The 26000-nt window shown below is 53.7% G+C and carries 13 protein-coding genes; all 13 read right to left on the bottom strand.

Features of this window, described 5'->3' with window-relative positions; translation table 11 throughout:
- Window positions 1–31: 31 nt before the first annotated feature.
- The 13 genes from NFR57_RS00515 to metK all read right to left on the bottom strand — a co-directional run bounded on the left by NFR57_RS00515 (window position 32) and on the right by metK (window position 25873).
- A complete protein-coding gene (locus NFR57_RS00515; RefSeq protein WP_251181879.1) occupies window positions 32–1432 on the bottom strand; it encodes an AAA family ATPase in 1401 nt (466 codons plus the stop codon).
- Window positions 1432–4593, bottom strand: a complete 3162-nt coding sequence (locus tag NFR57_RS00510; RefSeq protein ID WP_251181878.1) for a glycoside hydrolase family 3 C-terminal domain-containing protein — start codon at window positions 4591–4593, stop codon at window positions 1432–1434. The genes NFR57_RS00515 and NFR57_RS00510 overlap by 1 nt, the downstream gene beginning before the upstream one ends.
- Before the next feature lie 7 nt (window positions 4594–4600).
- The gene (locus tag NFR57_RS00505) at window positions 4601–10657 is read right to left on the bottom strand and encodes a leucine-rich repeat protein (protein ID WP_251181877.1); all 6057 of its coding nucleotides are present in this window, start codon (window positions 10655–10657) and stop codon (window positions 4601–4603) included.
- Window positions 10644–11342, bottom strand: coding sequence for a hypothetical protein (locus NFR57_RS00500; protein WP_251181876.1), 699 nt, complete (start codon window positions 11340–11342; stop codon window positions 10644–10646). The genes NFR57_RS00505 and NFR57_RS00500 overlap by 14 nt, the downstream gene beginning before the upstream one ends.
- A gap of 158 nt (window positions 11343–11500) precedes the next feature.
- A complete protein-coding gene (gene leuS, locus NFR57_RS00495) occupies window positions 11501–13921 on the bottom strand; it encodes a leucine--tRNA ligase (protein WP_251181875.1) in 2421 nt (806 codons plus the stop codon).
- Window positions 13922–13994: 73 nt separating this feature from the next.
- Window positions 13995–15773 (bottom strand): alanine--tRNA ligase, encoded by a 1779-nt coding sequence (locus NFR57_RS00490; RefSeq protein WP_251181874.1) that lies wholly within the window; start codon window positions 15771–15773, stop codon window positions 13995–13997.
- A gap of 109 nt (window positions 15774–15882) precedes the next feature.
- Entirely contained in the window at window positions 15883–16722 is an 840-nt protein-coding gene (locus tag NFR57_RS00485; RefSeq protein WP_251181873.1) for an NAD-dependent epimerase/dehydratase family protein, read from the bottom strand.
- Window positions 16723–16753: 31 nt separating this feature from the next.
- Entirely contained in the window at window positions 16754–18403 is a 1650-nt protein-coding gene (glnS, locus tag NFR57_RS00480; protein ID WP_251181872.1) for a glutamine--tRNA ligase, read from the bottom strand.
- Between the two features lie 97 nt (window positions 18404–18500).
- The gene (locus NFR57_RS00475; RefSeq protein WP_251181871.1) at window positions 18501–20093 is read right to left on the bottom strand and encodes a formate--tetrahydrofolate ligase; all 1593 of its coding nucleotides are present in this window, start codon (window positions 20091–20093) and stop codon (window positions 18501–18503) included.
- Window positions 20094–20095: 2 nt separating this feature from the next.
- The gene (locus NFR57_RS00470; protein ID WP_251181870.1) at window positions 20096–21466 is read right to left on the bottom strand and encodes a hypothetical protein; all 1371 of its coding nucleotides are present in this window, start codon (window positions 21464–21466) and stop codon (window positions 20096–20098) included.
- A 114-nt stretch (window positions 21467–21580) separates the two neighbouring features.
- Window positions 21581–22447 (bottom strand): hypothetical protein, encoded by an 867-nt coding sequence (locus NFR57_RS00465; RefSeq protein WP_251181869.1) that lies wholly within the window; start codon window positions 22445–22447, stop codon window positions 21581–21583.
- Between the two features lie 86 nt (window positions 22448–22533).
- The gene (gene recD2, locus NFR57_RS00460) at window positions 22534–24705 is read right to left on the bottom strand and encodes an SF1B family DNA helicase RecD2 (RefSeq protein ID WP_251181868.1); all 2172 of its coding nucleotides are present in this window, start codon (window positions 24703–24705) and stop codon (window positions 22534–22536) included.
- A gap of 1 nt (window position 24706) precedes the next feature.
- On the bottom strand, window positions 24707–25873 hold the full coding sequence (gene metK, locus NFR57_RS00455) for a methionine adenosyltransferase (RefSeq protein ID WP_251181867.1): 1167 nt from the start codon (window positions 25871–25873) through the stop codon (window positions 24707–24709).
- Window positions 25874–26000 lie beyond the last annotated feature (127 nt).

Genomic DNA, 26000 nt, shown 5'->3' with positions numbered 1-26000 from the left:
GACGAAATAAACGGGTATCGGCAAATGACTGTTAAATATTTTTTTCAAACCTGCGCATAAGCTGTTTGCACAGCGGCATTTTGTCGTCGCCGAACAGGTCGTCGAGGTAGCGGCAAAAACCTTCCGCCGCGTTCTTTACATATATCGGGTTTTGCGTTTCTATCTTCCTCAACACCTTTTTTGACAGTATGTCGTCAAGCGCGTTCAATTCATCCCCGCCGCACGCTACATACACGGGAATATATTTTCGTATCTGCGTCATTATTCGGTTGCCGAACGTCACGTGAAAATGCTCTATCATGTACTTATCCAGCATTTCCAGTCGCCGTTCGTTTCGCTTTGTCATGCGGTATTCTTTTCGCGCCGCTGTCGCCATTGCGTTAAACCGTTCCGCTGTTATATGCACCGTCCGTTCTTTCGCCGCTATAAACGGCTCCGCTTTGTTGTCCAAGTTCATTACCATTGCTCGGTCATACACTTTGTCGGATATTGCAAACGTGCTGTCGTCGTTGTTTGCCGTACCTATGAACCACATGTTGTCCGGTAGTTTTATCATGCCCTCTTTCAACAGTTTCGGGTCTTTCTCCCATTGGCTCGACACTACCGTCAAATACCGCTTTTCCGCGTCCGGTATTTCCAGCATTGACAGAAACTCCGCGAAGTAATACTCCACTCGCGCTATATTCATTTCGTCCAACACCGTTACGTATATATCCTTCCCGTAGTTAGCTTCGTACATCTTTTCAAGCAACGGCGTTTCGTTGAACTGTTTGGTAAACTCGTTGTAATAGCCCAGTAAGTCCGTGCGTTCTTTCCACATCGGCTGTACCGGTATTACTGTTGACGGGTTATCCAAATACTTCCCGAACACATACGCCAGCGACGTTTTTCCAGTGCCGGACATGCCTTGCAGTATCATGATATGCGACACGCTCAATCCCGCTATAAACCGTCGTATATCCTCTATGTCGTAATACAGTTTTTGGTTCGCCGCGTAGTTCCGCAAGTTTTCGCACAGAGTTTTAAGCGTTATACTTTCGTCGTAGTCGCTTCGTTCGTACTTCTCTTTTTCGCGGTCTATCTTTATTAGCGTCGGAAACCGCTCCCCGTTATTTGCTTTTTCGGGCGCGGAATTTTTGCTTTTTTTAAGTTTTGCCGCACGCTCGTCTTTTGATTTTTTGTCCGAATCGTCGGGCTTATCCTTGCCGTCAAGCGCGTCGCGCTCTTGCGGCGCGTTGGGGTTTTTGTCGATTATTATTTTGGACTTGTTGTCGGCTATCAGCACCGAGGCGATCAAAAGCCCCACCAACACGATAATAATCAGGGCGTAAATGAGCAAGGCGTAGCCCGACGATAGATAATCCCACACGTCGCCCATGCTGTTTAAGTATTCAGTTGCGCAACCGAAGCCGCTCGCCATAACTCCCTCCATTACGCCTTTGTCCGTTTTACGGCGAACTTGCAACGCGGCATAACGTCCTCGCCGAAAATGTTATCGACAGTGACCGCAAAATCATCGTCGTCCGCAGTCAACACGCCGTCGAGTACGGAAATGCAAAGCGGAATAAGTTTGACCGCGACCGCGCAATCGAGCGCGTCCGTCGGCTCCGCGCCGCAAGCCATAGCCGAGGCTATTATCTTTTCCATTTGCACGCACAGCTTATTGCCTATCGCAAACTGCGCGCGCGCCGCGACGTAATTTTCGAGCTTGTCTGCTTTTTTCCACAACGCCTCGTCTATTTCGTACTCGCGCTCCGCGCTTTCCGCCGCCGCGATAAACTGATAGTAATTAGGCGCAACTGCGTCGCTATCTTCTGTCGCCCGCACTGTTTCCGCCTTGGGCGAAATCACGCTCGCCATGTCCGCTACGTATGCCGGGAATTGTTTTCTGCCGTCGGCAAGCCGCATCAAAAACCACATGTTGGGCGGAACGTCGAGCGTTCGCCGCGCCGCGCCGAACGTTACGGCCGTACTGTCGGGCGCGGTGGAATAGCGTATAAACGGCGCGAACACCGTTCCCAGCCGCGACGGAACGACCCCGTCCAACGCGACAAACGTCGCCGCTTCGCGCCGACCCGCCGCATATTTAGCCGCCGCGACAACGCCGACTTCCGCGCCGCCGCGGAATAGCGCGTCGCCGTCCTCGCAGTCCGAAATATCGTCCTTAAACACGGGGCAACCGAAGTACCCGCAAACGACTTCCGCAACGCGCTCGAACGTATTTTCGTCGCAGTCCAAAAGCACAGCGCGCGTCGCGGTCATTGCGCCTATAAGCTCGCGCGCGCTGTCCGCGTCGATTTTACAACCCTTGCTCGATGCGAACGAAATAAGCCCGTCCGCAATCGTTTTAATCGTAACGCCGTCGTCGAGGTAGACCGATATATCGTCGTCCCCGTCGCCGTCCGAATAAACTTCTTCGTCCTCGTCCGTGCCGAACTCGTCCTCGAACAACCGCTCGTAAGAAAAGCTGTCGCCCGCTCTTGCGGACTTAAACCCGCCGCCGTTTTCGGGCGCGGATTTTGCCACCGTATTGAGTTTATACTCGCCCGAAGCTATATTTGAAATCGCGGGCAGATAGTCGGACAGCATGTCGCCGCGCGATTGCAACGTCGCACCCGCGATGGTTATTTCGCCTTTGAGCCGAATATCTGTGGACGACGAACCTATATAAACGTCGTAAACCCCGCCCTCGGTCTTGCGCGTCCCGTCCGCAACGTCAAAAGTTTCGAGCATTGCGGCGTTTATGGGGAACGTTATTTGCACTGCGGCGTTGGGCGCAATCATAACTTTGGCAAAGCCTTTAAGCTCGCGCAACGGCCTTACTATAGCCGAATCGCGTTTGCCCACGTACATTTGCGCCACCTCGAAGCCCGCGCGCGCGCTGTTGTTGCGCACCGTGACTTCGACGCTGCCGTCGTTTATTTTAAGATTGGAATACGCAAAGTCCGCATACGACAGCCCGTGCCCGAACGGATATCCTACGTTCGTGCCCTCGGTCGCGTACCGCCTGTATCCGACGAACTCGCCTATTTTGTACCGTCCCGCCGCGACCTCCGATTTTTGCCGCGCAAAAGTTTCGTCGGTATTGGCGTAAGCGGTAAACGCGAGTTTACCCGACGGGCTTACCACGCCGAAAATAATATTGAACAACGCTTCCGCGCCGCGGCAACCGCCGAGCGGAGCGTACAATAACGCGTTTGGCGCGCCGCAAGTCGAAACGTCGGGAAGCACGCCGCCCGCCGCCGCGACGATAAGCGTTTTGCCCGACTTTTCAAGCTCGGCAATCAACGCGCGCTGGTTTGCGGGGAGCTTTACGCTTTTTGTTTCCGCCAACCGCGCTTCGCGCCGCGCGCCCAACCCGACAAACGCCACAACCACGTCCGCAGAGCGCGCAAGCGCCGCGACGTTTTCCAACAGCTCGTCGCTTCTGTCCGCGTCAAGCGCATAGCCGTCGGCATGCCCCGAATACGAACAGCCGCGCTGATTGCACAGCCTTGCAACCGCGCCGTCGAAATCGGCATATTCGCGCGCGATTTGCCCGAACGTCGCAACCTTTACCGCATTAGTCACGGGAAGCGCGCCGTCGTTTTTCAACAGCACGATGGATTCCTGCGAAGCCAATAGCGAAAACTGTTTGCCGCTGTCCTCCGGACGGGGCGCGGGCGCGTTTTCTCCCTCGCCGTCACCGTCCGCCGCGGAATTTCCGTAAACGTCGCGGACGCGCACGATCGCGCCGATAAAATCGATAACCTTATCGACAGCCATGTACAGCATTTCGTCGCTTATCGCCGTGCCTGCGGCAACGGCTTTTTCAAGCTCGCCGAGAGTGACCGAGCCGCGCTCAACGTCCTCTTTCATTCGCGAGTAGTTTTTTAAAGCCGCGCGGATAGCGGAAGCCGACGCGCCCGCAAACAGCAGTTTGGATTGGGATAGCCCCGACCGCATAGCTTCCTCGTAAACGTTTTCGGCAATCGCATATTTGAGCGCGTTCATATTGAGCATGCGCGCGGCGACAGCGGTATTCACGTCCTTATATTCGCCCTTTACGCGCGAATAAGATATACTCAACGCGCTCGGCGCGCGGTTATTAACAACCGAAAAAAACGGGCGAGCAACAACATTGCTCAACAGCGCGGCGTTAGGCGCTCGGTCAAGATATTCGACGTCGATATTATTCAAACCCAGTCCGCCGACGCACGCCGCGCCTCCGCAGTTTTCTATCGCGGTCGCAAACGCGCCCGCAAACTTGGAGTTTAAATACGGGTCTTCGGACAAGCCCGAAGAATACGGATTGAGTTTTACGGCAACGCTCGGCGTGCGCACCAACGAAAATTTTTCCGTGCCGTTGCGCTTTAACAAATCGGTTACGACGTTTTCGGCGAGCTTTACGTTCCACGATTCGGCAAGGCGCGATAAATCGGGATAAGCGGTCGCGCCGCCGTAAACGCGGTTAATGTCGTCCGCGGTCGCGCTTTCCGTCTTTGGAAGTCCGAGCGCGGTATAAGCCTCGCCCGCCGCGGCGTTGAAGTCCGCCACAAGCGCGATCTTTTGGTCTTCCGTCATATTCCGTATAATTTGAGCGTTGTTAATCATCGTGCCGTTAATCCTCCGCGTAGATGAGGGCAAGGTTAATAATATAGCCGCAATCGTCGCCGCTACTGCCGCTACCGTCTTTTGAATAAGTAAACGTAATCTTGTCGCCTACTTTAAGCGACAGCGTTATGCCTGTTTGCGCGTTGTTGCCCGAAATCGAGTACAACTCCCTGCCGTTTAACGCAACCTTGAATTTATCGTATGAATCCTCCGACGACACGCGAATATCAAACGCCACATCCATTGCGCCGTCCGCCGTCAAAGTAAACGTCGAGGATGAACCGTCATTTTTGTTAGTGGATTTTATAACGCCGTCGGCGGAAACCTCAAACGGATTTCCGCTGTCGTTTTTAATCGCGCCGATACTCGAAACGTTGTCCGAAGTTACTACGGTGCGCATCTTACCGCACACGGTGCACTTCCCGTCTTTATCGAAAACGTGCGCCGATTTTGCGATGGTTTCCGTTATCTTCTTTTTACAATGCGGACAATCGGCTTCGCGCAAGCCGTTCTCTTTGCACGTCGATTGTTTTACGACCGTCCACGCGCTATCCGCAAAAGTCGTATATGCGGTTGTCGGGGTGTTATAGTCGCTATACCGCCACAGCCCGTCTGCGCTCCCCTCGTGTATACAGTCCGATCTGAACAGCACGGACGCCGTAACGTAACTCGACCCGTCGAGATTGCGCCACTGTTGCGCCGTTCCGTCATAGTACACTATCGATATGTTCTCGCGCAAGGCGTTGCGGCGCAAGCCCGTTACGCTCTTGCTAACGAGCAAGTTTCTTCCTGCCAATCCGGTCGCGCCGCCGCGCACTTTGTAACGCTCTATTCTTTCGCCGTCCGCAATAAAATAATCGGGCAATATCGTCGTAACATCGGAGGTGTACATTACGTTGTACAAGTACCACGTTCCGTCCGCCTTGACAAAAGCAAATTCGTTTTCGGTATGATACGTCAAAAGCGTTTTACTTCTGTCAGAAGAAACGACAAGCACGTCGCCGAACATATCGCCAGACAATTCAAGCGCGCTTTGATTGTACACCGCGAATATATAATCGCTACCGCTAAACGCACCCGAAACGACGCGACTTAAAGACGCGGGCAATTCCACTCTGTGCAAATTATAACAGTTGGCGAACGCCAAGTTGCCGATCTCGACAACGTCTTGCGGCACGATAATCTCTTCGATCGACGAGCAACCGTCAAACGTATGCGGCGCAATCACGCGCAGTCCGCGCGGCAAAACAACGGAATTTAACCCATTGCAGCCGGAAAAAACTCCGTCGCCGAGCGACGCGAGCGCGCCTTTAAACTCCACGCGTTTAAGCGCAACGCAATATTGAAAAGCATAACCGTCTATCGTGCCGACGTCGTTTGCAAAGACCAATGATTGAACGCTTGTACGGTTAAAAGCATACGATCGAATACGCCCTATATTTCCGCCGAAATCGAGCGTATTAACGGGCGTGTTTGCAAACGCGCTCTCGCCTATATCATCGACGTTTCCCGTAAATGCGACGGACATGAGCGACGAACAGTCCGTAAAAGCGTTTGCGCCTATAACGCTTACTGCGCCTAACTCGACTTTGGTCAGATTCGAACATCTATTAAACGCATAATCGCCTATGGAACTTATCCTTCCGCCGTAAACAAACGAAGATAGTCCGCTCGTGTCAAACGCATTATTGCCGATAACAAGATTGTCGCCTTGCGCCAAAGAAACGGTATTTAGCGCGCCGCACCGCGCAAACGCGTTTGCGCCGATCGTTCCGACCGTTCCGAAATTCGCGCTTTTCATTCTCGAATTTTTAAACGCGTATTCGTCTATCGTATTCACATTGCCGAACGTAACGGTTTCGAGATTGTAACAATCGGAAAAAGCATACGTGCCGATTGTTCCCACGTCGTTAAACGCGGCTGTTTTCAAGTCCAGACCGTTAAATGCGTTTTGGTTTATTGTTTCCGTACTGCCCGCAACGTTAAGCGATTCGATGTTTGCAGAAGTAAAGGCGTTGGACTCGAAAATGCCTACTTCCGCAAATTGAGCAGACATGCTACCCGAATCGGTTTCGCTGAAAAACGCTTCCGCGCACACTCTGTCCACTCGCGCCGCAAAGTTTGCGCGCGACATATTGTCCGTTCTGAACGCATGTCTGCCGATAGACGAAACCGGCGCGTCGGCTGTAAACACATTGAGCGATAAGTAAGCAAACGCTTCGTCGGCAATCTCGACTTTTGCGTTCGCGCCGCCTCCCGTCAGTTTGAATTCGCGCAAATTAAAGCAAGCGGAAAACTCGTTATTTATGCGCGCGACCGCATTGCTTACCGTAACTTTTTCCACGTTATAATATTCGACAAACGCGCTTTCGTAAATGCCAATGCGCCCTACCGTCGTGCCGTCGTGCGTGAACGGCACAATTTCCAATACGCCGTCCGTGCCGTAATAATCGACCGCCCACCAATCTATACCGCCGTCGCACAACTTCATGTACTGAACGCCGTTTATCGTAACGCTTTCTATACTCTGCGACTCGTCGCGATACACAGCGTAAGCGTTAGCCGCTATTCCGCCGTGCGTCGCACTTCCCGCAACGATATTGAGCGAACTGCGGTTGTACACCTCGAAAAGTCGTTTACAGTCGAAGAACGCGTTATCGTCTATAACCCCGACAGTGCGCGGCACCGTCACTTTTTTGAGCCGAGAACATGAACCGAACGCCCACGCGCCTATCTTGTTAAGACGTTGCGGCAAAATAAGTTCGTGCAAGAATCGACAGTACATAAAAGTATTTTCTTTTATTTCGGTAATCGGCGACGATGCCTCGAACTCGACCGATTCCAAATTATAACAATTATTAAATGCGGATTCGCCCAAATACGTAACGCTCGCCGGAATAAAAACGCTCCGTATAACGCAATCAAGATAGAACAGGTATTGCCACACCGAATAGCTGTTAATCGTTATGCCGTCAATGTTAACAACGCTCGGCAACACCAAATTTTCTTCTCTATCGCAATCGAGCATGTACGTATTACCGTCGTCGTCGCGGACAAATCTGTAATGGTCGGACTTGTACTGCGGCAACGGTTCTTCCGTTCTGTCCGTATGTACTTTCAACGCGTAACGCGCAATACCGCCGTTATCATCCGATCCTTTTACAATATTAAGCCGACTGCCGTAATTAAACACCTCGAACAGTCTGTAACAATCGTTAAACGCATTTGCGGAAATATGCTCGACGGCACAATCGAGCGCTATTTGTTCGATATATCCAAAACCCGAAAAAGCATTGTCTGCGATATATTCGGTGTCGGTCAGAGTTATCTTTTTAAGCCGTTGCGGAATAAAATAATTGTCGCCGTTAAACAAATACGATAATCTCTTTGTCTCGTCGCCGTCGTCGGCGTACTCTGCGCGCGCCCGACCGACAAACGGCAACGTCAACTCCTCAAACGACGTGCCGTAAAACGCGCCTCTGTCTAATTGAGTAACGCTGTTCGGAACCGTTAGCGAAATCAAGGCGTCACAGTCGGCAAACGCATGCGAACCTATATTCAAAAGACTGTCGGGCAAGCTGATTTCGCGAACGCCCGCGCAGTTCGCAAACGCATAACTGCCCAACCTCGTCGCGGCTGTAACCTCGACGCTTTCGAGCGACGACGGAACGTAAACGTTTCCGTCCGTCCAGATATCCTGCTTGCCGAACACGTATTCCAAATAGCTATACGCGTCGGCAGTTCCGCCGACAAACGGCACGATCAACTTTTTAAGCGCGGTACACCCGCCGAACGCATCCAAGCCAATGCTCGTAACGCCGCGCGGCACTATAAGTTCGGTCAATGCCGAACAACCGTTAAACGCGCGCTCGCCTATTGTTGTAACGCCGACCGGAATATTCGATTCTTTAAGCGACGCGCACGCGGCAAACGCATTTGCGCCTATTGTATCGATTGTTTGCGGCAGATTGATTTCGATTATATCCGAACAGCCGTTAAAAGCATAGCTGTCTATAACGTTTCCGCCCGTAACGTTTACGGTAGCGAGCGACGACGGCAAGTAATTCTTACCGTCCGAAAATCTGTTTGTCGCGCCGAACGTATAAGCGATATACGACTCGTATCCGCGCGAATTGCCCAAAAACGGCACGGTCAATTCGGTAAGCGAGTCGCAACCGCGAAGCGCGCCGTTGCCGAACGAATAAACGCTGTCCGGCACGGTAAACGAAGTAAACGACTTGCAACCGCTAAACGCAAAATCGCCGATATACGCCACCGCCTCGGTAACGTCAAAGCGTTGGAGCGCGGAACAGTTTGCAAACGCTTGATCGCCGATTGTCGTAAGACCGCCGTCGGGAAGATCGAATTTTTCCAACGCCGTGCAACCGTAAAACGCGCCGTTGTGAATCTTGCCGATTGACGTTCCGCGCGCGTATTTGATTTCCGCGAGCGACGTGCAGTTTTCAAACATTAACAACGAAAACTCGGTTACTCCGCTCGGCACTGTAAACGAAACAAGCGACTCGCACCCCGCAAACGCCCGCTCGCCCACTTCCTGTAAAAGAGTGTTGCCCGCAGTCGTAAAAGTTTTAAGGTCGACGCATCTACCGAACGCGTCGTTTCCTATCGCGGTTAGCGCGCTGCCGTTAAACGCGGTGATTGCGGTGTTGTAAAACGCGCTGTCGTAAACGGCTGTAATAGCTTTGGGAAATGCGAATTTGCTCAAATATTTGCAGTTTAAAAACGCGCGGCTGTTTATCTCGGTAGAGTTTATGTTCTTTACTTCAAACGCCGTGAGCGGCAAATTAGCGCAAAATTCGACAGGTATGCGATCGAGGTTGTCTATAACAAGCTCTTTTAGCAAGACGTCCGACAGCGTGTTTGCGCCGCTCTTACCGAACATCAAAGATATAGCGTTGATTCCGTAAGGATTGAGTTCGTAATTGTTTATGCGTAGTCGTTGCACCGTCGATCCCGTAAACCAATCGCGCTGTCCGCGATTATACGAATAATCGATATTGCGCAAAAACTCAACGTTTTTCAAACTCTTGCAGTTTGCAAATGCGCGCGACCCGATTTCTATGTCGGTTTCGCCGTCGGTAACGATGACGGTAGTAAGCGCGGCACAGCCGTTAAACGCGTCCTTCGGAACGAGCGAAATATTATTGTTTATTACGACGTTTTCCAGCTTTACGCAGTTTTTGAACGCGCCCGCGCCTATGCTCGTAATCTTGTCGAACTCGACTTCGCGCAGGTTGACACAGTTTTCAAACGCGCTCGCGCCGACGGGAATTTCCGACTTAAAGCCTATGCTCGTAAGACTCTTGTTGCCCGCAAACGCGCTATCGGCAATCGCAATAACCTTGTGCCCCTCTATCGCGTCCGGAATAACAATGCGTGATCTGCCGCCGTGAAAACCTACGACGTAAATATTACTGCCGTTCGATTTGTCGTCGTCCTCGAACGCATACTCTACGCCCGAATACAAAAACGTTTTTTCGTGCGCTACAAAATATTTAAGGTGCGCAAACACCGCGCCCGCCGCGAGCGCAAGCGCGACGATAAGCGCAAAAATAACAAGCACGGGCATTTTAGCCGTGCGGCGCGTTATCGTTATGCCCGACTTGCCCGCTTTTGCGGCTAACGCCGCGCGCGTCGCGCCGTCCGTATCGTCAAGTTCGTCCGCATGCGCGTTGTAATCGATTGCGACGGTGTTGCCGTCGGGCTTGTACATATACTTGCCGTACTCCGCGGCAAGCACTTTTATTTTGCAATCTTCCGCGTCGTCGGACAACGGTATTTTTCCGTCGGCTACAAACGGTTTGCCCGCCGCGCCGTTAGCGCGCAACCTCGTTTCGGAACGTGACAATTCCGCACCGTCAGCGGCGTACTGCGTAATGCACACGCGCACCGCAGTGACTTGTTCCGCACGGGAATTGACAAACCTCGGCACAAGATACTTGCGCCCGTCCTCCTCGACAATCATAAACTGCTTGACGTATACAAGTTTGTCCGACGACGGAACAGAACACGATTTTTTATGTAAAACCTTAACGTCCGCCATACTTCCCGCCCTTTGTCGTCGCGCGCCTGACGGCAAACGCAATTACCGTAAATATAATATCTATTACAACAGCTATCGCCGCGATTATCGCAGTGACCGTATTGCTTTTGCCGAGCACGATAAAACTTTCGCGGAACAAACCCGCAAACAGGTACGCACAACAAATTTTAATGCCGAAAACCGCCGCCGCTATCAACGCCGCCGTGCATGCGATAAACGCGCACACCCGTCCCGCCGAAACGTTTTTTACGACTTTATGCTTAAACGTTTGCCCGTCCGCTTCGTTTATCATAAGCGAAACGTATTCGGTAACGTCGGGCAGTTCCACGACCCGCGTATACTCGCCGTCCGTAACGTTCTCTTTAATATTGAACACGCGCAAAACTTTATCGTCTTTATCGAAAACGATAACGTCGTAATCTATGTACGCTAATTTTTGGGCGAGCTTGCAAACAAGCACGCGCTTGCCGTCGCGCACGGACAGCGCGTACCCGCTTATAAACTTTTTCACTTCGGGCGACGGCTCGAAAACGACGCTTCCTTCGTCGTCCACTTTTTTGATACCTCGGTCGCTCGACCCGTTTACGTCGTACTTGGTGTAAAACAGCAGTCGCGGCAACACGAAACCCGACAACGTCACAAACGCCGCCGCTATCGCTATTAACGCCACAATCCAAACTGCCATATCTACTCCCTTGTCCGCACCGTCTATATTATAATATACCCCCACCCCCCTAATGTCAAGTAGTTTAACACAAATTTGACACAAACCGAGCAAAATATGTTACTGTCGATAATATAAAGACACTGCGGACGCGAACCGCCGCAACTTTACGCGGCGCGCTAAATCAGTATGTTGATCAGCCGTTCGGGAATAACTATAACTTTTTTGGGCGTCGCGCCGCCGAGCGCCGCCGTAACGTCGGCGTTGCCGAGCGCGAGTTCCGCCGCCCTGTCGCGTTCCAAGCCTTGCGGCAATACAATCTTGCATCTGATTTTGGAGTTGACCTGCACGGCGTATTCGGTTGTCGCGCGCACAAGTTTGCTCTCGTCGCAAACGGGATATTTTTCGAGGAACACCGACCGCGTGCCGCCAAGCAGTTGGTTTAACTCCTCGCAAAAATGCGGCGCGAGCGGCGCCATAAGTTTGACAAGCGCGATAAGCGCATGTTTTAAATACGCGGGTTTATAGTCGCCGTCCGCACGGTATTTGTACATTGCGTTTACAAGTTCCATAAGCCGCGCGACCGCGGTGTTAAAGCGGAACGCGGGCAAATCCTCCGCGACCTGCTTAATGCAATAGTTAAGCTCGTAATCGAGCGCGGCGGGCGCGGGGTCGACATTTTCGTCCTTGACCTCCACGACAAGCCGTTCTATCCTGTCCATGAACTTGGCGCACGACGCTATACCGCCGTCCGACCACGGTCCGCCCTCGACGTAATCGAACCCGAACATAAGATACAGTCGAAGCGCGTCCGATCCGTACTTTTCGATTAACGGGTCGGCGGAAATAACGTTGCCGCGCGTCTTGCTCATGCGATAGCCGTCCGGACCGAGAATTACGCCCTGATGCACAAGCCGCGTAAACGGCTCGTCGAAATCGAGATAGCCGAGGTCGTGCAAGACCTTTGTAATAAACCGCGAATACAGCAAGTGCGTGCATGCGTGTTCCGCGCCGCCGACATAACAATCGACGGGCAACATTTTATTGACCGTATTTTTATCGAACGCCGCCTTGTCGTTATGCGCGTCGGGATAACGCAAATAGTACCATGACGAACATACAAACGTGTCGAGTGTGTCCGATTCCCTGCGCGCGGGCTTGCCGCAAATCGGGCAAACCGTTTCGATAAATTCTTTGCACTTTGTAAGCGGCGACTTGCCGTCGGGCGTGAAGTTGACGTCCTGCGGGAGCGTTACGGGCAAGTCTTTTTCGGGAACGGGCACCGCGCCGCAATGTTCGCAGTATATAATAGGTATGGGCGCGCCCCAGTAACGTTGGCGCGACACAGACCAATCACGCATGCGGTAATTTATTTTCCGCCCGCCGTGACCGGTTTCGGCAAGCGCGTCGAGTACGGCGAGTTTGCCTTGCGCGCTCGACATGCCGTCGAATTTACCGCTGTTAATCATAATCCCGTAATCGGTAAACGGCAAATCGTCGTTACCGTTTTCGCCTTTTATAACGCGCTTGACGGGCATACCGTTTTTAACGGCAAACGCATAATCGCGCGTATCGTGCGCCGCAACGCCCATAACCGCGCCCGTGCCGTAAGTGGATAGGCAGTAATCGGCAACGTACAGCGGCACTTTTTCGCCGTTTACCGGGTTTAAGCAATAGCAACCCAAAAACACGCCCGTCTTGTCCTTGGACGTGGACGTGCGTTCTATCTCGCTCTGTTTAGCCGCCGCCGCGACATACGCTTGCACCGCGGCTTTTTGTTCGGGCGAAACAAGTTCGGACACGTATGGGTGTTCGGGCGCGAGCACAACGTAACTCACGCCGAACAGCGTGTCGGCGCGCGTCGTGAATACCGTAACGCTTTTAATATCGCCCTTGGGCACGCAAAGGTCAAACACAACCTCGCCGCCGACCGACTTACCTATCCAGTTGCGTTGCATGATTTTGGTCTTTTCGGGCCAGTCCAACGCATCTATGCCTTGCAATAATTTTTCGGCGTAATCGGTTATTTTAAAGAACCACTGCGTCATTTCCTTGCGCACGACTTCGGTCTTGCACCGCTCGCACTTGCCGTCCACGACCTGCTCGTTGGCTATTACGGTCTGACAGGACGGACAGAAATTGACGGGCGCTTTCTTTTGGTAAGCGAGTCCGTTTTTATAAAGCTGTAAAAACAACCATTGCGTCCACTTGTAATAATCGGGCGCGCAGGTGCGGAACTCGTGCGACCAATCTACCATAGTGCCCATGTCGCGCAACTGACGTTCCATAGTGGCGATATTAGCGTCGGTGGAGGCTTTGGGGTGAACGCCCGTCTTTATCGCGTAATTTTCCGCGGGCAGACCGAACGCGTCGAACCCCATCGGCTGAAACACGTTATACCCGTTCATGCGCAAATACCGCGCATACGAATCGGCAACGCCGTAATTGTACCAATGCCCCATGTGCAACTTTGCACCCGACGGATAAGGCAACATTTCCAAAACGTACCGCTTTTCGCCGTCCGCTTCGGGATTGAACGTATTTATACCGTCGGCGTTCCACACGCCCTGCCATTTGCTTTCTATTTCGTTGTGGTTCATAAAACACCTGTGTTTATAGGATTATAAAATTCAATCGCGTATGCGTTATGCCAAACCGTTTATTGTTTTTTGCTTATTCCAAAACCGCTTTAATTCTGCGCACGCCCGCACTGCTCGACTGTTCTTTTACTATTTTAAAATGCCCCAGTTCGCCCGTGCGGTTGGCGTGCGGTCCGCCGCAAATTTCCTTGCTGTATTCGCCCATAGTGTAGACTTTGACTTTTTCGCCGTACTTGCTTGCAAACAATCCGACCGCGCCTTGCGCTTTTGCCTCGTCAACCGTCATTTCCTCGCACGTCACGGGCACGTCCGCTTTAATCGCCGCGTTGACTTTGTCCTCTACCGCTTTTACTTCCTCCGCCGTCATTGCTCTGCCGAACGAAAAATCGAAACGCAGGCGCTCGGGCGTAATATTCGATCCGCGCTGATTGACTGTCGGGTCGTTAAGCACGTCTTTTAACGCCTTGTGCATGAGGTGAGTTGCGGTGTGTAGCCGCGCAGTGAGTTCGCCCGTATCGGCAAGCCCGCCTTTAAACCGCTGTTCCGCGCCCGCGTGCGACAGATTGCGGTGCTCCTCGAACCGCGCGTTAAACCCGTCTACATCTACCTTGAACCCGCGCTCTTTGGCAAGCTCTACCGTCATTTCCAAAGGGAAACCGTAAGTGTCGTAAAGTCTGAACGCCGATTTGCCCGCAATTATGTCGGTCTGCAAATATTTGCACAGCTTGTCAAACTCTTTCATTCCGTTTTCGAGAGTGCGCTCGAACCGCGCCTGCTCCTCGTCGATTTCGTGCATGATCTTTTCGCGCGCGGCGGCGAGTTCGGGATACGCTTCGGCGTAAATATCGACAACCACGCCGGCAATCGCGGAATAATCCCCGCTCTTTAAGCCCAACCCCGCGCCGAACCGTATCGCTCTGCGAAGAAGCCTGCGCAGTATATAACCCTGATCGACGTTGGACGGAGTTACGCCGCGCTCGTCGCCTATGATAAATGTGGATGTGCGAATATGATCGGCGACAACGCGTATAGCGCGCACCGAGTTTTCGTCCGTAACGGACTTGCCGGAGAGCTGCTCTATCTTTTTAACTATGGGCACAAACACGTCCGTATCGTATACGGATTTTAAGCCCTGCACGTTCATGAGCGCGCGTTCCAAGCCCATGCCCGTATCGACGTTCTTCTGTTTGAGCGGCGAAAAACTGCCGTCGGCGTTCTTATTGAACTGCATAAACACGTCGTTCCAGATCTCGACGTACTTGCCGCAATCGCACGCGGGCGAACACTCGGCGCAGCATTTGGGCTTACCGGTGTCGTAAAACATTTCCGTGTCCGATCCGCACGGACCGGTCTGCCCCGCGGGTCCCCACCAGTTGTGTTTTTTGCCGAGGTAAAATATATTCTCTTTTTTAATGCCGCACTTTTCCCAAAGCGCCGCAGTCTGCTCGTCGCGCGGACAATCGCTGTCGCCCTCGAACACCGTGACCGCAAGCCGCGCGGGGTCAAGCCCCAACTGCTCGGTCAAAAACTCGTAGCTCCAAGGCACCATTTCGTCTTTGAAATAATCGCCCAAGCTCCAATTCCCGAGCATTTCAAAAAACGTGCAGTGCGACGCGTCGCCCACTTCGTCAATGTCGCCCGTGCGCACGCACTTTTGCGTGTCGCACAGCCGCTTGCCCGCGGGGTGCGGCTGACCCAAAAGATACGGCACAAGCGGGTGCATGCCCGCCGTCGTAAACAGCACCGTCGGATCGTTTTCGGGTATGAGCGACGCGGACGATATAGGTGTGTGTCCGCGTTCTTTAAAAAAGTTAATCCATTTTTTGCGAAGCTCGTCGCTCGTAAGTTTCATATAAAACTCCTTTATGCAATGCGCGCCGCGCTACATCTTACTGCGCGCCGCTTTCAGTTTTTTTATTTACAACCGCGCGACAACGCGCGCGACACGGCAAACCGTTATACTATTTAAGTTCTTCGTACAGCTTTTTTACGCCGTTTTGCATGGACGTAATGCGCACGGGCAAAGTGTTTGCCAACTTTTGATTGCTCGCGCTGTATTCGTTGTCCTGCGTCGTATTTTTTACGATTATATCGATATTTCCGCCGTCCTTGCGCACAAGCCGCCGCACTACCTTGGCTATTTCCACATAGCTCATTTTATCGGGCGCGACAAGATTGTAATCGCCGCGCGGATAGTCGCCGCGCAAAAATTCGGCAATGACTTTAACCGCGTCGTCCACCGAAATTCCGCTGACTACTTTGTCGCGATCGATGGTGATTTGCTTTTTGCCGCGCGCGCCCGCCGCGACTATTTTGTTTATGGGACGGGTCAGTCCGCCGCCCGCGCCGTACACGTTGAAAATGCGCAGGACGGTAGTTATTTTGTCCTTGCTCGCGAGCAGGTTGATAAGGTATCTGCCCAGCCCGTAACCGTCGGTCGGTATGTACTTGCCGAACATGCTCTCCGTATAATCGATTATCGGACGACTGCGGTCGAACTCGACGCCCTCGCCCACGGTTATCAGTTTTTTAACGCCGTGAGCGATAGCCATGTACTGGATATTTTTGAACATTATTAGGTTGTCCGCTTCGAGCGTTTCGTGCTTACCGCGTTCCGACAGCCCCGCGAGATGCAAGACCGCGTCGAATTTTTGCGCCGCGAACTGCCTTTGAACCGACCGCGCGTCGGTTAAGTCCATTTGTTCGTGCGTGGGCGCGACAATGTCGAACTGCTTGCGACAACGCTTGATAAACGCTTTGCCTATAAATCCGCTTCCGCCCGTAACAAGTATTTTCATCATTCCGCTTCTCCTTTAATGCCCGTGTTTCAAGCTATGCTTTGTAACTGCTCTTTAACTCGACGACGCGATTGAATTCGTCGGGGAACTTTGCGTCGCGCGCAAAATACCCTATACGGAAAAACTGCACGCCCTCGCCGACAGGCAAATCCTTGACCGCCGCTTCCGCTTTCGCGGTGCCGACGGACAGCGAATTTTTGTCAATGCGCTCCTCGATAGAGCCGTCGCCGTCGGGAACAACGGGCGTAAGATAGCGTATCTTAATATCCGCGGCTGTATCCCTGTCCACCCACTGAATAACGCCTTTCGCCTTGACCTCGTCCGTCTTTTCGCAAAGTATTTTCGTAACCTTGCCGCTGTCGTCCGTTTCATAACCCACGCAACGCACGATAAACGAATTTTTAAGCCGCGCCAAACCGTTAGGCACAAGCCTGTGATAGCCCTTGGGCGGTTCGACCATAAAGTCGTCGCGATTGACGTAAAGCCGCGGCGACAGGCGCACTTTGCGCGTGACGACGGGCGACGTCTTGGTCGGCGGGTCTATGGGCGTGGGGTGCGGAACGTTGTATTCCCCGCCCTCCGTGACTTCTATTTCCTCCGAATAATCGGCGGGAAGATTGACTATATCGAGCTCGACGGGATCGGGCGTAACCATGTACCGCTTGGCGCGCGCGTTAAGCTCGTCGCGTATACAGTCGTAAAGCTGCGCCGCGTCCACGGTACCGACAGCCTTTGCCAGCCCCACTTCGTTGCAGAACGCGACTATTGCGTGCGCGGGCACGCCGCGACGGCGAAGTCCCGACAACGTGGGCATGCGCGGGTCGTCCCAGCCGTCCACCGCGCCGATGTCCACAAGCTGTTTCAAATATCTTTTACTCATTACCGTATCGGTAATGTTCAACCGCGCGAACTCGATTTGGCGCGGCTTGTGTTCGGTGTCGCAGTTATCGACGAACCAGTCGTAAAGCGGACGGTGATCCTCGAATTCCAACGAACAGCAAGAGTGCGTAATGCCTTCCAACGCGTCTTCGAGCGGATGCGCAAAGTCGTACATAGGATACACGCACCACTTGTCGCCCGTGCGGTGGTGCGGCGTGTGCAACACCCTGTAAACGACGGGGTCGCGCATGTTCATATTGGGCGAAGCCATATCTATTTTGGCGCGAAGCACCATACCGCCGTCGGGCACGCCGCCGCTCTGCATTTTGTCGAACAGCAACAAATTCTCTTTGACCGAGCGATTGCGGAACGGCGAGTTTTTCCCCGCTTCCGTGAGCGTGCCGCGCATTGCGCGAATTTCGTCGGGCGTGCTTTCGTCCACATACGCCAAACCCTTTTTAATCAGAGTAACGGCGCAGTCGCGCATATACTCGAAGTAATCGGACGCGTAAAACACACCCGCGGGCGTAAAGCCGAGCCAGTTTATATCGTACAAAATCTGATCGCAAAAGTCCGCGTCCTCTTTGACGGGGTTGGTGTCGTCAAACCGAAGATTGCACTTCCCGCCGTATTTTGCCGCGGTGGAAAAGTTGAAGCACGCCGCTTTTGCGTGACCTATGTGCAGTCTGCCGTTTGGCTCGGGCGGAAAACGCATAACCACGTTTTTCACCTTGCCGCTTTCGAGGTCGTTTACTATAATATCCTCTATGAAGTTAGAGGGGGCTTTTCTTTCGAGATCGTCCATGACAACTCCTTTTTCCGCAATGCCGTTCGGACTCGCCGATAGCGTTTTTGCCTACCGAAAATTATAATTCCAATCCGATTTTGCGCATTGCGAATAATTAAAACAATCCGCTTATTTTTCCGTCTTTAATCCGCATGCCGACGGCGTTCGGTTTTTTGGGAAGCCCCGGCATGAGCAGTATATCGCCCGCAACGGCTACGACAAAGCCCGCGCCCGCGCGATACTGCACGTCGCGCACCGTCACCGTAAAACCTTCGGGTCTGCCCAATTTTTTGGGATCGTCGGATAAAGAGTACTGTGTTTTCGCAACGCACACGGGCAGTTTGTCCACGCCGAGCGGCAACATTTTTTCGAGGTTCTTTTTGGCTTTGGCTGTCCAAACGACCGACTTTGCGCCGTAAATCTTGGTAGCGACCTTTTCCACTTTTTCCACGACGGTATCTTTATCGTCGTAAGTAAAGCCGAGCGTCGCTTTGCCCTCGGCGGCTTTTGCAACCGCTTCGGCAAGGTCGGTCGCGCCCGCGCCGCCTTTTGCCCAGCACTCGCACAAAACAGCCGTCGCACCGCACGCCGCACATGCCGCTTTGACCTGTTCTATTTCCTCCGCCGTGTCGTCGGTAAATCTGTTTATGGCGACGACAGTTCTTTGTCCGAACACGTTTTTGATGTTTTCGATATGCTTTAACAGGTTACCCATGCCGCTCGCGAGGTCGCCTCCGCCGCCGTATTTGAGCGCGCGTATTGTCGCGACAAGCACGGTCGCCGACGGAACAATGCCCGACGTGCGGCACTTAATATCGTAAAACTTTTCCGCGCCGAGGTCAGCGCCGAAGCCCGCCTCGGTAACGACGTAATCGGCATAGCTCGCAGCCGTCTTGGTCGCAATAACAGAGTTACAGCCGTGCGCGATATTGGCGAACGGTCCGCCGTGAACGAACGCGGGCGTTCCTTCGAGCGTTTGCACAAGATTGGGTTTCGCCGCGTCTTTGAGCAATACCGCCATCGCCTCGTTAGCTTCGAGGTCGCTCGCGGTAACGGGCTTGCCGTCGTAATCGTAACCGATAATAATTCTGCCGAGCCGCACTTTGAGGTCGTCGAAGTCGGCGGCAAGACAAAGCGTCGCCATGACTTCGCTTGCGGCTGTGATGTTGAACCCGTCGTCGCGCGCGCCCGAACCGGCGTTTACGACGATATTGCGCAAAGCTCTGTCGTTGCAGTCCATGCAACGGTTAAAAGTTACCTTTGCGATTTTGAGCGGGTTGCCGAAATACAGGCTGTTGTCTATCATTGCGCACAACAGGTTGTTCGCGGCGGTTATTGCGTGCAGGTCGCCCGTAAAGTGCAGGTTGATGTCGTCCATGGGCAGGATTTGCGCCATGCCGCCGCCCGTCGCGCCGCCTTTCATGCCGAAAACGGGACCGAGCGACGGTTCGCGCAGTGCGAGCGCCGTCTTTTTGCCTATCTTGTTAAGCCCGTCTGCAAGTCCTATCGACACGGTGGATTTGCCCTCGCCCGCGGGCGTGGGGTTAATCGCGGTGACAAGAATTATCTTCGCCTTGGGCTTATCGACGGGATTGACCTTTGCGACAAGATTTCCGTAACGGTAAATGTCCTTGATACCGAGTTTTGCCGCGATCTCTTCGATGGGCAGGGGTTGCGCTTCGTAAGCGATTTCGATGTCCGTTTTCATAATTACTCCTTATCCGATGCGCTGATTGCGCCGTTTGACAAATTTGATTGCGCGGAATCCGAAAAGTCCGCGTCGCCGCGTTGCTCCGTCGAGCATGCGTCCGCGGCATTGTACTCGTAAGACAGACCTTGCGCGTCCGCTGCGTTTACTCGCTTTTTTCCCGCCAGCGCGAACGCGACTACGGCGAACACGCCCGCCGCGGCAAATCCGTACACGAACGCCGTAACAGACGGCGCGGCGTACAGTATCTCGGTCACGACCGCCGCAACCAAAAACGCGACGGCAACCGCCGCAAACGCAGTCAGTCCGTACAGCACGAATATAACGCCGCTCGTAATGCGCGGTTTGATTGTAATAAACCGAAGTCGGGTCTGTCGTACAGCCATTGCGCCGCCTATGCCCGTTACGCCCGCGGCAATCATGACGCACGCTTCGGTCGCGCGCGAAAAATCGATAAACGCGACGGCTATAAGCAAGCCCGCCGCGACTGTTGCGCAAAGCAGTTCCGCAATCGACAAGCCCTTACTGCGGTGCTTTACGTACCGCTCGCAAGCGAGCATGCCGACGGCATAGCACGCGACAAATACCGTCGCGCAAGTCGCCGCTTTGTACATGTCAAAAATGACCGCCGACGCGAAATAAACGGTTAGCGCGGCGATTGTAGCAAACGCCGCGAGAAAGAACAACGCCGATAAATACGCGCGTTTGTCCAAGCCCGAAAACAGCGCGCGGAACACGTTTTTAGCGGATTGCACGCGCTTGCCGCCCAATCGCGGTATGCCGTAATATGTCGTAAGGTATTGCGCGAGCGCAAGCACAACGCACGCCGCGCTCAACACGTATGCGGTGTTTAAAAACGCCGTAGACGGGTCGTAATACAAAAATCCGTAATATGCGGCGATTGCCGACACCGATCCCGCCGCCGAAAAACATGCGGACAGCGGCGAAAATCCAAGCGAACCGTTGCCCAGCCGCGCGCGCACCGAAAACGCGCAATATCGATAAATCAATATCGACGCGGCAAAAACGAGCACGCCGAAAAATATAAGACAATCGTCCGCCGCGCCCCTGCCCCGCGCGCAAAACGCGACGACGAAAAACAATGCGGAAATAAACGCCGAGGTCGGCATAATAAGATGATACCGCCCGAACAGTAAAAAGTCCGCGCGGTGAACAAGCATATAGACAAGCGGCATTATTACAAACGGAACAAGCGCGGCTATCGGCAAAAACCACATAACGAGCTTACCGCCGAACGTTGCGGCATAGGGCGCGAAAAACAACAGGCACATGACAAGATAGCCCGTCGTAAACGCGTCGCACGACAGCGCAATGTTGTGCAGTTTGCTTTCGTATTTGCCTCTTATACCCAAGCCTCGCTCCGCATTAGTCAGTATACCGAAATTATATAGCAATCCGAGTAATTTGTCAATTATAATTCGCCCGCCTGCGCCGTCAATCGCGCCGCGCGCCGAAATTTATGCAAATTATTCGCAGCCTAACTCATCGTCCGCGCCGCCCTCGCCTGCGGTTTGGGCTTTATCATATCCCGCCGCCGACACGACGGGCAATGCGAACGCGTCCAACTTGACGTCCGCGTCGCTTTCGGTCGAAACGTATTTAAGCCGCTTCGATTGCGCGAGCCGCTTTTCGAGCGCGACGAACTCCGCTCTATCCGCAAAATCCTTGCCGAAACGCAACACCTTTGCCGACCCGCTTCTTACAACGCTGTCGAGCCGTTTGACGGCGTCCGAATCGCCGAACAAACAAGTTGCCTTATACGCGCCCTCGCACACCTTGACGTTTATCAGCGCGTCCGCCGCGGTCAATACTCTGTCGTCGCCGAAGCAGTCCGCAGCCAAAAGATAGCCCGCATCGGGCGGCGGCGGCACGGCTTCGTCCTCATCGGCTACGAGCCAGCGCGTAAATCCGTAACAGCCGAGCGCGGCAAAAAGCAAATACACAAGCACGTCCGCGAGCAGACGCACCGCCCAAATATCCAAAAAGTCGCGTATAATAACGTCGGTCAGGTATGCCGCCGCGCCCGCCGCGATAAGCCCCAAAACGACGGCCGCAACGCCCTTCGCGCCGAGCTCGGACAGCAATGCGCGCACGCTGTCCGCAACGCTCGCGCCCAGTCTGTAAAACGGCTTTGCCGACAGTCCGAGTATAAGCGCAAGCACCGCCGACGACACGACGGTTATAACTATCCGAAATTCGCGCTTGACCACGTCGGGATAGTAAACAAAATACTGCCAGAGCGCAGTGCCGCCCAGTGCCGCGCCGATCGCTATAAGCGCCGCGCGCAGTATTATAAGTTTTTTCCTGTCGTAATGCTGTTGTTCGTTAGTCATAATTCCTCGCCGATAAGAGCGTTATTTTTTATAATGCGTCGCGCGGCAACCGCGCTTTGCAAGCAAACCGCAACCCGTCGCCGACTTTAATCGTCGCCGTAAAGTTTGAGCATGCCCGACTTGGCGTCGTCGATAAATATTTTAAGCGCGGAAAACCTTTCCGCAACGTAATTGTTGTCCACCATGCGTTTTACGTTGTACTCGTCGCCCACAAGCACCGCCATCTTTTTGGCGCGAGTGATTGCCGTATACAAAAGATTGCGCGTCATAATTACGGGCGACCCCGCGACAATGGGCATTACAATGCAATCGAACTCGCAACCTTGGCTTTTGTGCACCGTTACGGCATAGGACAGTATTAACTGTCGTTTTGTGTCGCCCGCATACGTCACGCGCCGACCGTCCTCGAACTCCACTTCGATTTCGCCCGTTTCAAATATATGCGACACAATGCCTATATCGCCGTTGAACACGCCGTTGCCCGTCACGCCGCCGCGCGACCACTCTATGTCGTAATTGTTTACGGTGTGCATTACCCTGTCGCCCGTTGCGAACGTAATATCGCCGACAACCGATTTTTTTTGCGCGTTGCCGTTAAGCGCGGCTTGAAGTCGGGCATTAAGACTGTGCACGCCGCACACTCCGTTTTTGAGCGCGGCTATTACCTGAATACGGCTCGGCTCTATACCGCAAAATCCCGTCACGCGCGTGGTAGCAAGCTCCACCGTCATGTCGGCTATTTCCTGCGGCGTGCGCATGCGGAAGAAAAAAAAGTCGCCATCGCGCGCGCCGAGTTCGGGCATGCGCCCCGCGTTTATTTCGTGCGCGCTCACCGCAATGCGACTGGTCTCCGCTTGACGGTAAATAAACGACAATCGCGTTACGGGCACAAGCCCGCTGTCTATAAGGTCGCGCAAGACGTTTCCCGCGCCCACCGACGGCAACTGATCGGCGTCGCCGACGACTATCAGTTTGGTGGAATCGTCCATCTTGTCGAGCAACATTTTAAACAGAAAAATATCGACCATGGAGAACTCGTCCACAACGACGGCGTTTGTAGCGAACTTTGCGCCCTCGTCCAGCCCCAAAACGGCGCGGTGGATAGTGGAAGCCTCCCTGCCGCACCCCTCCGTTATGCGCTTTGCCGCTCTGCCCGTAGGCGCGAGCAACGTCGCCGAAAGATTGAGCGCGTCGAGCACGAAAAGTATGCAGTTTATGATGGTCGTTTTGCCCGTCCCCGGTCCGCCCGTAATGACGGACGCGCCGCTCGCAACGGCTTTTATAACCGCGTCGCGTTGCGCTTCGTGCAAGGTGATGGCGTTGGAATTTTCAAACCTGTCTATTATCGCCCCCACATCGGGAAGCACCGCGCCCGCGCCGTCCACGCGCCGCACCATCTTTACCGCGACCGCTTTTTCCGTGCGATAAATGCCCTCGGTCATGACCGCGCTCTCGAACGGAATAACGACCTTGCGCGCGACAAGCAACGCGTCGAGCGCCTTGTCAAGCAGATCGTCGTCGTATTCGCAGAGCAGTTTTTTCGCATCGTCGAACAGTCGTTCGCGCGTGAGATAGGTGTTGCCCTCTTTTTCGCACGAAGTTTTAAGCGCGTGCAAAAGTCCCGCGCGCATGCGAAACTCGCTCAACGCGGCAATGCCCATGGACTGCGCTATTTTATCGGCGGTCAAAAAACCCACGCCGCCGACGTCCTCGATTAAGATATAAGGATTGGTCTTGACGGTTGCAACAGTCGCCGCGCCGTACACATTGTACAGCTTTAACGCAAGATTGACCGAAATGCCGTACCCCGTCAAAAACATTATCGCTTCGCGCTGATTGCGGAGCGCGTCGAACTGTTCGGAAATCTTGCGCGCTTTCGCAACGCTTATACCCTTGACCTGCGCGAGTTTGTCCGGCTCGCGCTCGATAATCTCTATCGCTTTGTCGCCGAACTTATCGACTATGCGCGCGGCTGTCTTTTCGCCCACGCCCTCGATAAGTCCCGATCCCAAAAACCTTATTATGCCGTAAACGGTATGCGGTTGCGCGACCGACGCGCGCGTCGCTTTAAACTGCGCGCCGAACCGCGGATGAATTATAAATTCACCGTCAAGCTCCAAACAGTCGCCCGGTGTGACGGGCGGGAGCGTGCCGCAAACGGTAACGGGATCACCGTCGCTGTCGAGTACAAGCGCGGTCCAACCGTTTTCGTCGTTGCGGAACTTGATTTCCTCTACCGAGCCGACAAGCCGTTCCAAATCACATCACCGATTTTAGTTTGTCCGCACTGTCAACCTGTTCCCACGGCAAGTCGGCTTTGCCGAAATGCCCGTAATTGGTCGTGCGCTTATATATAGGTTTTTTAAGTCCGAGTTTGTCCGATATGGCGGCAGGTCGGAAGTCAAACACCTTTTGCACCGCATCGAGTATTTTTTTATCGTCGCCCGTGCCGAACGTGTCGATATACAGCGACACCGGTCGAGCCTTGCCGATTGCGTAACCGACCTGCAACAACGCTTTATCCGCAAGCCCCGCCGCAACGACGTTTTTGCAAACGTACCGAGCATAGTACGAAGCCGATCTATCCACCTTGGACGCGTCCTTGCCCGAAAACGCGCCGCCGCCGTGCGGGATTGCGCCGCCGTAAGTATCTACTATTATCTTGCGCCCCGTAACGCCCGTGTCGCCCGCGGGACCGCCGACGACAAACCTGCCCGTCGGGTTGATAAGTATATCCGCGCCGCGCAAAAGTTTATCGGGAATAACGCGCTTGACGACGCAGTCGATAATGCCGTCGCGTATCTGTTTTTCGGTCGCGTCGGGCGCGTGTTGCGCGGACACGACAACCGTCTTAACGCCGACAGGCACGCCGTTCTCGTAAGCGAGCGACACCATGGCTTTGCCGTCGGGACGCAAAAAATCAAGCTCCCCGCTCTTGCGCACTTCGGCAAGCCGTTTGGTAAGCGCGTGCGACAGCGTTATCGGCATGGGCATAAGCTCGTCCGTTTCCGAACAGGCATACCCGAACATCATACCCTGATCGCCCGCGCCCGTGCGGTCGTACTCGCTCGACGTTTCGCCGCTGCGCGATTCGAGCGAACTCAACACCCCGCGCGAAATATCGGGCGACTGTCCGTTAATGCAGTTGAGCACGGCGCACGTCCGCGCGTCGAAGCCCAACGCGGGGTCGGTATAGCCGACCTCGGCAATGGTCGCGCGCGCTATCTTTTGTACGTCGATAAAATCGGTTTGAGTATCGAACTCGCCGAGCACGACGGCAAGCCCCGTCGCACAGCAAACCTCGCAAGCGATTCGGCTGTTTTCGTCCTTTTCGAGCGCGGCGTCGAGAATAGCGTCCGCAATGTAATCGCAAACTTTATCGGGGTGTCCTTCGGTAACGCTTTCCGACGATATAATTCTGTTCATTTGTTCCTCCGCATGCGCCGTAAAATAACAGGGCAATCTTTCACTGACTATAATACCCGCTTTGGCGATTTTTGTCAAGCGCAAGCGCGCGCATGCCAAGTAAATTGCAAAATGTGCAACCACGGCG

The sequence above is a fragment of the Anaerocaecibacter muris genome, assembly GCF_943192945.1.
Classification (GTDB): domain Bacteria; phylum Bacillota; class Clostridia; order Christensenellales; family Pumilibacteraceae; genus Anaerocaecibacter; species Anaerocaecibacter muris.
The sequence above is the reverse complement of the archived record's forward strand: the minus strand, read 5'-3'. Positions and strand labels throughout refer to the sequence as shown.

Coding starts and splice junctions, on each gene's coding strand:
- NFR57_RS00505 (WP_251181877.1), bottom strand. CDS start 10,657: ATGGCGGACGTTAAGGTTTTACATAAAAAATCGTGTTCTGTTCCGTCG.
- NFR57_RS00490 (WP_251181874.1), bottom strand. CDS start 15,773: ATGAAACTTACGAGCGACGAGCTTCGCAAAAAATGGATTAACTTTTTT.
- NFR57_RS00510 (WP_251181878.1), bottom strand. CDS start 4,593: ATGATTAACAACGCTCAAATTATACGGAATATGACGGAAGACCAAAAG.
- leuS (WP_251181875.1), bottom strand. CDS start 13,921: ATGAACCACAACGAAATAGAAAGCAAATGGCAGGGCGTGTGGAACGCC.
- glnS (WP_251181872.1), bottom strand. CDS start 18,403: ATGGACGATCTCGAAAGAAAAGCCCCCTCTAACTTCATAGAGGATATT.
- metK (WP_251181867.1), bottom strand. CDS start 25,873: ATGAACAGAATTATATCGTCGGAAAGCGTTACCGAAGGACACCCCGAT.
- NFR57_RS00500 (WP_251181876.1), bottom strand. CDS start 11,342: ATGGCAGTTTGGATTGTGGCGTTAATAGCGATAGCGGCGGCGTTTGTG.
- NFR57_RS00465 (WP_251181869.1), bottom strand. CDS start 22,447: ATGACTAACGAACAACAGCATTACGACAGGAAAAAACTTATAATACTG.
- NFR57_RS00515 (WP_251181879.1), bottom strand. CDS start 1,432: ATGGAGGGAGTTATGGCGAGCGGCTTCGGTTGCGCAACTGAATACTTA.
- NFR57_RS00485 (WP_251181873.1), bottom strand. CDS start 16,722: ATGATGAAAATACTTGTTACGGGCGGAAGCGGATTTATAGGCAAAGCG.
- NFR57_RS00475 (WP_251181871.1), bottom strand. CDS start 20,093: ATGAAAACGGACATCGAAATCGCTTACGAAGCGCAACCCCTGCCCATC.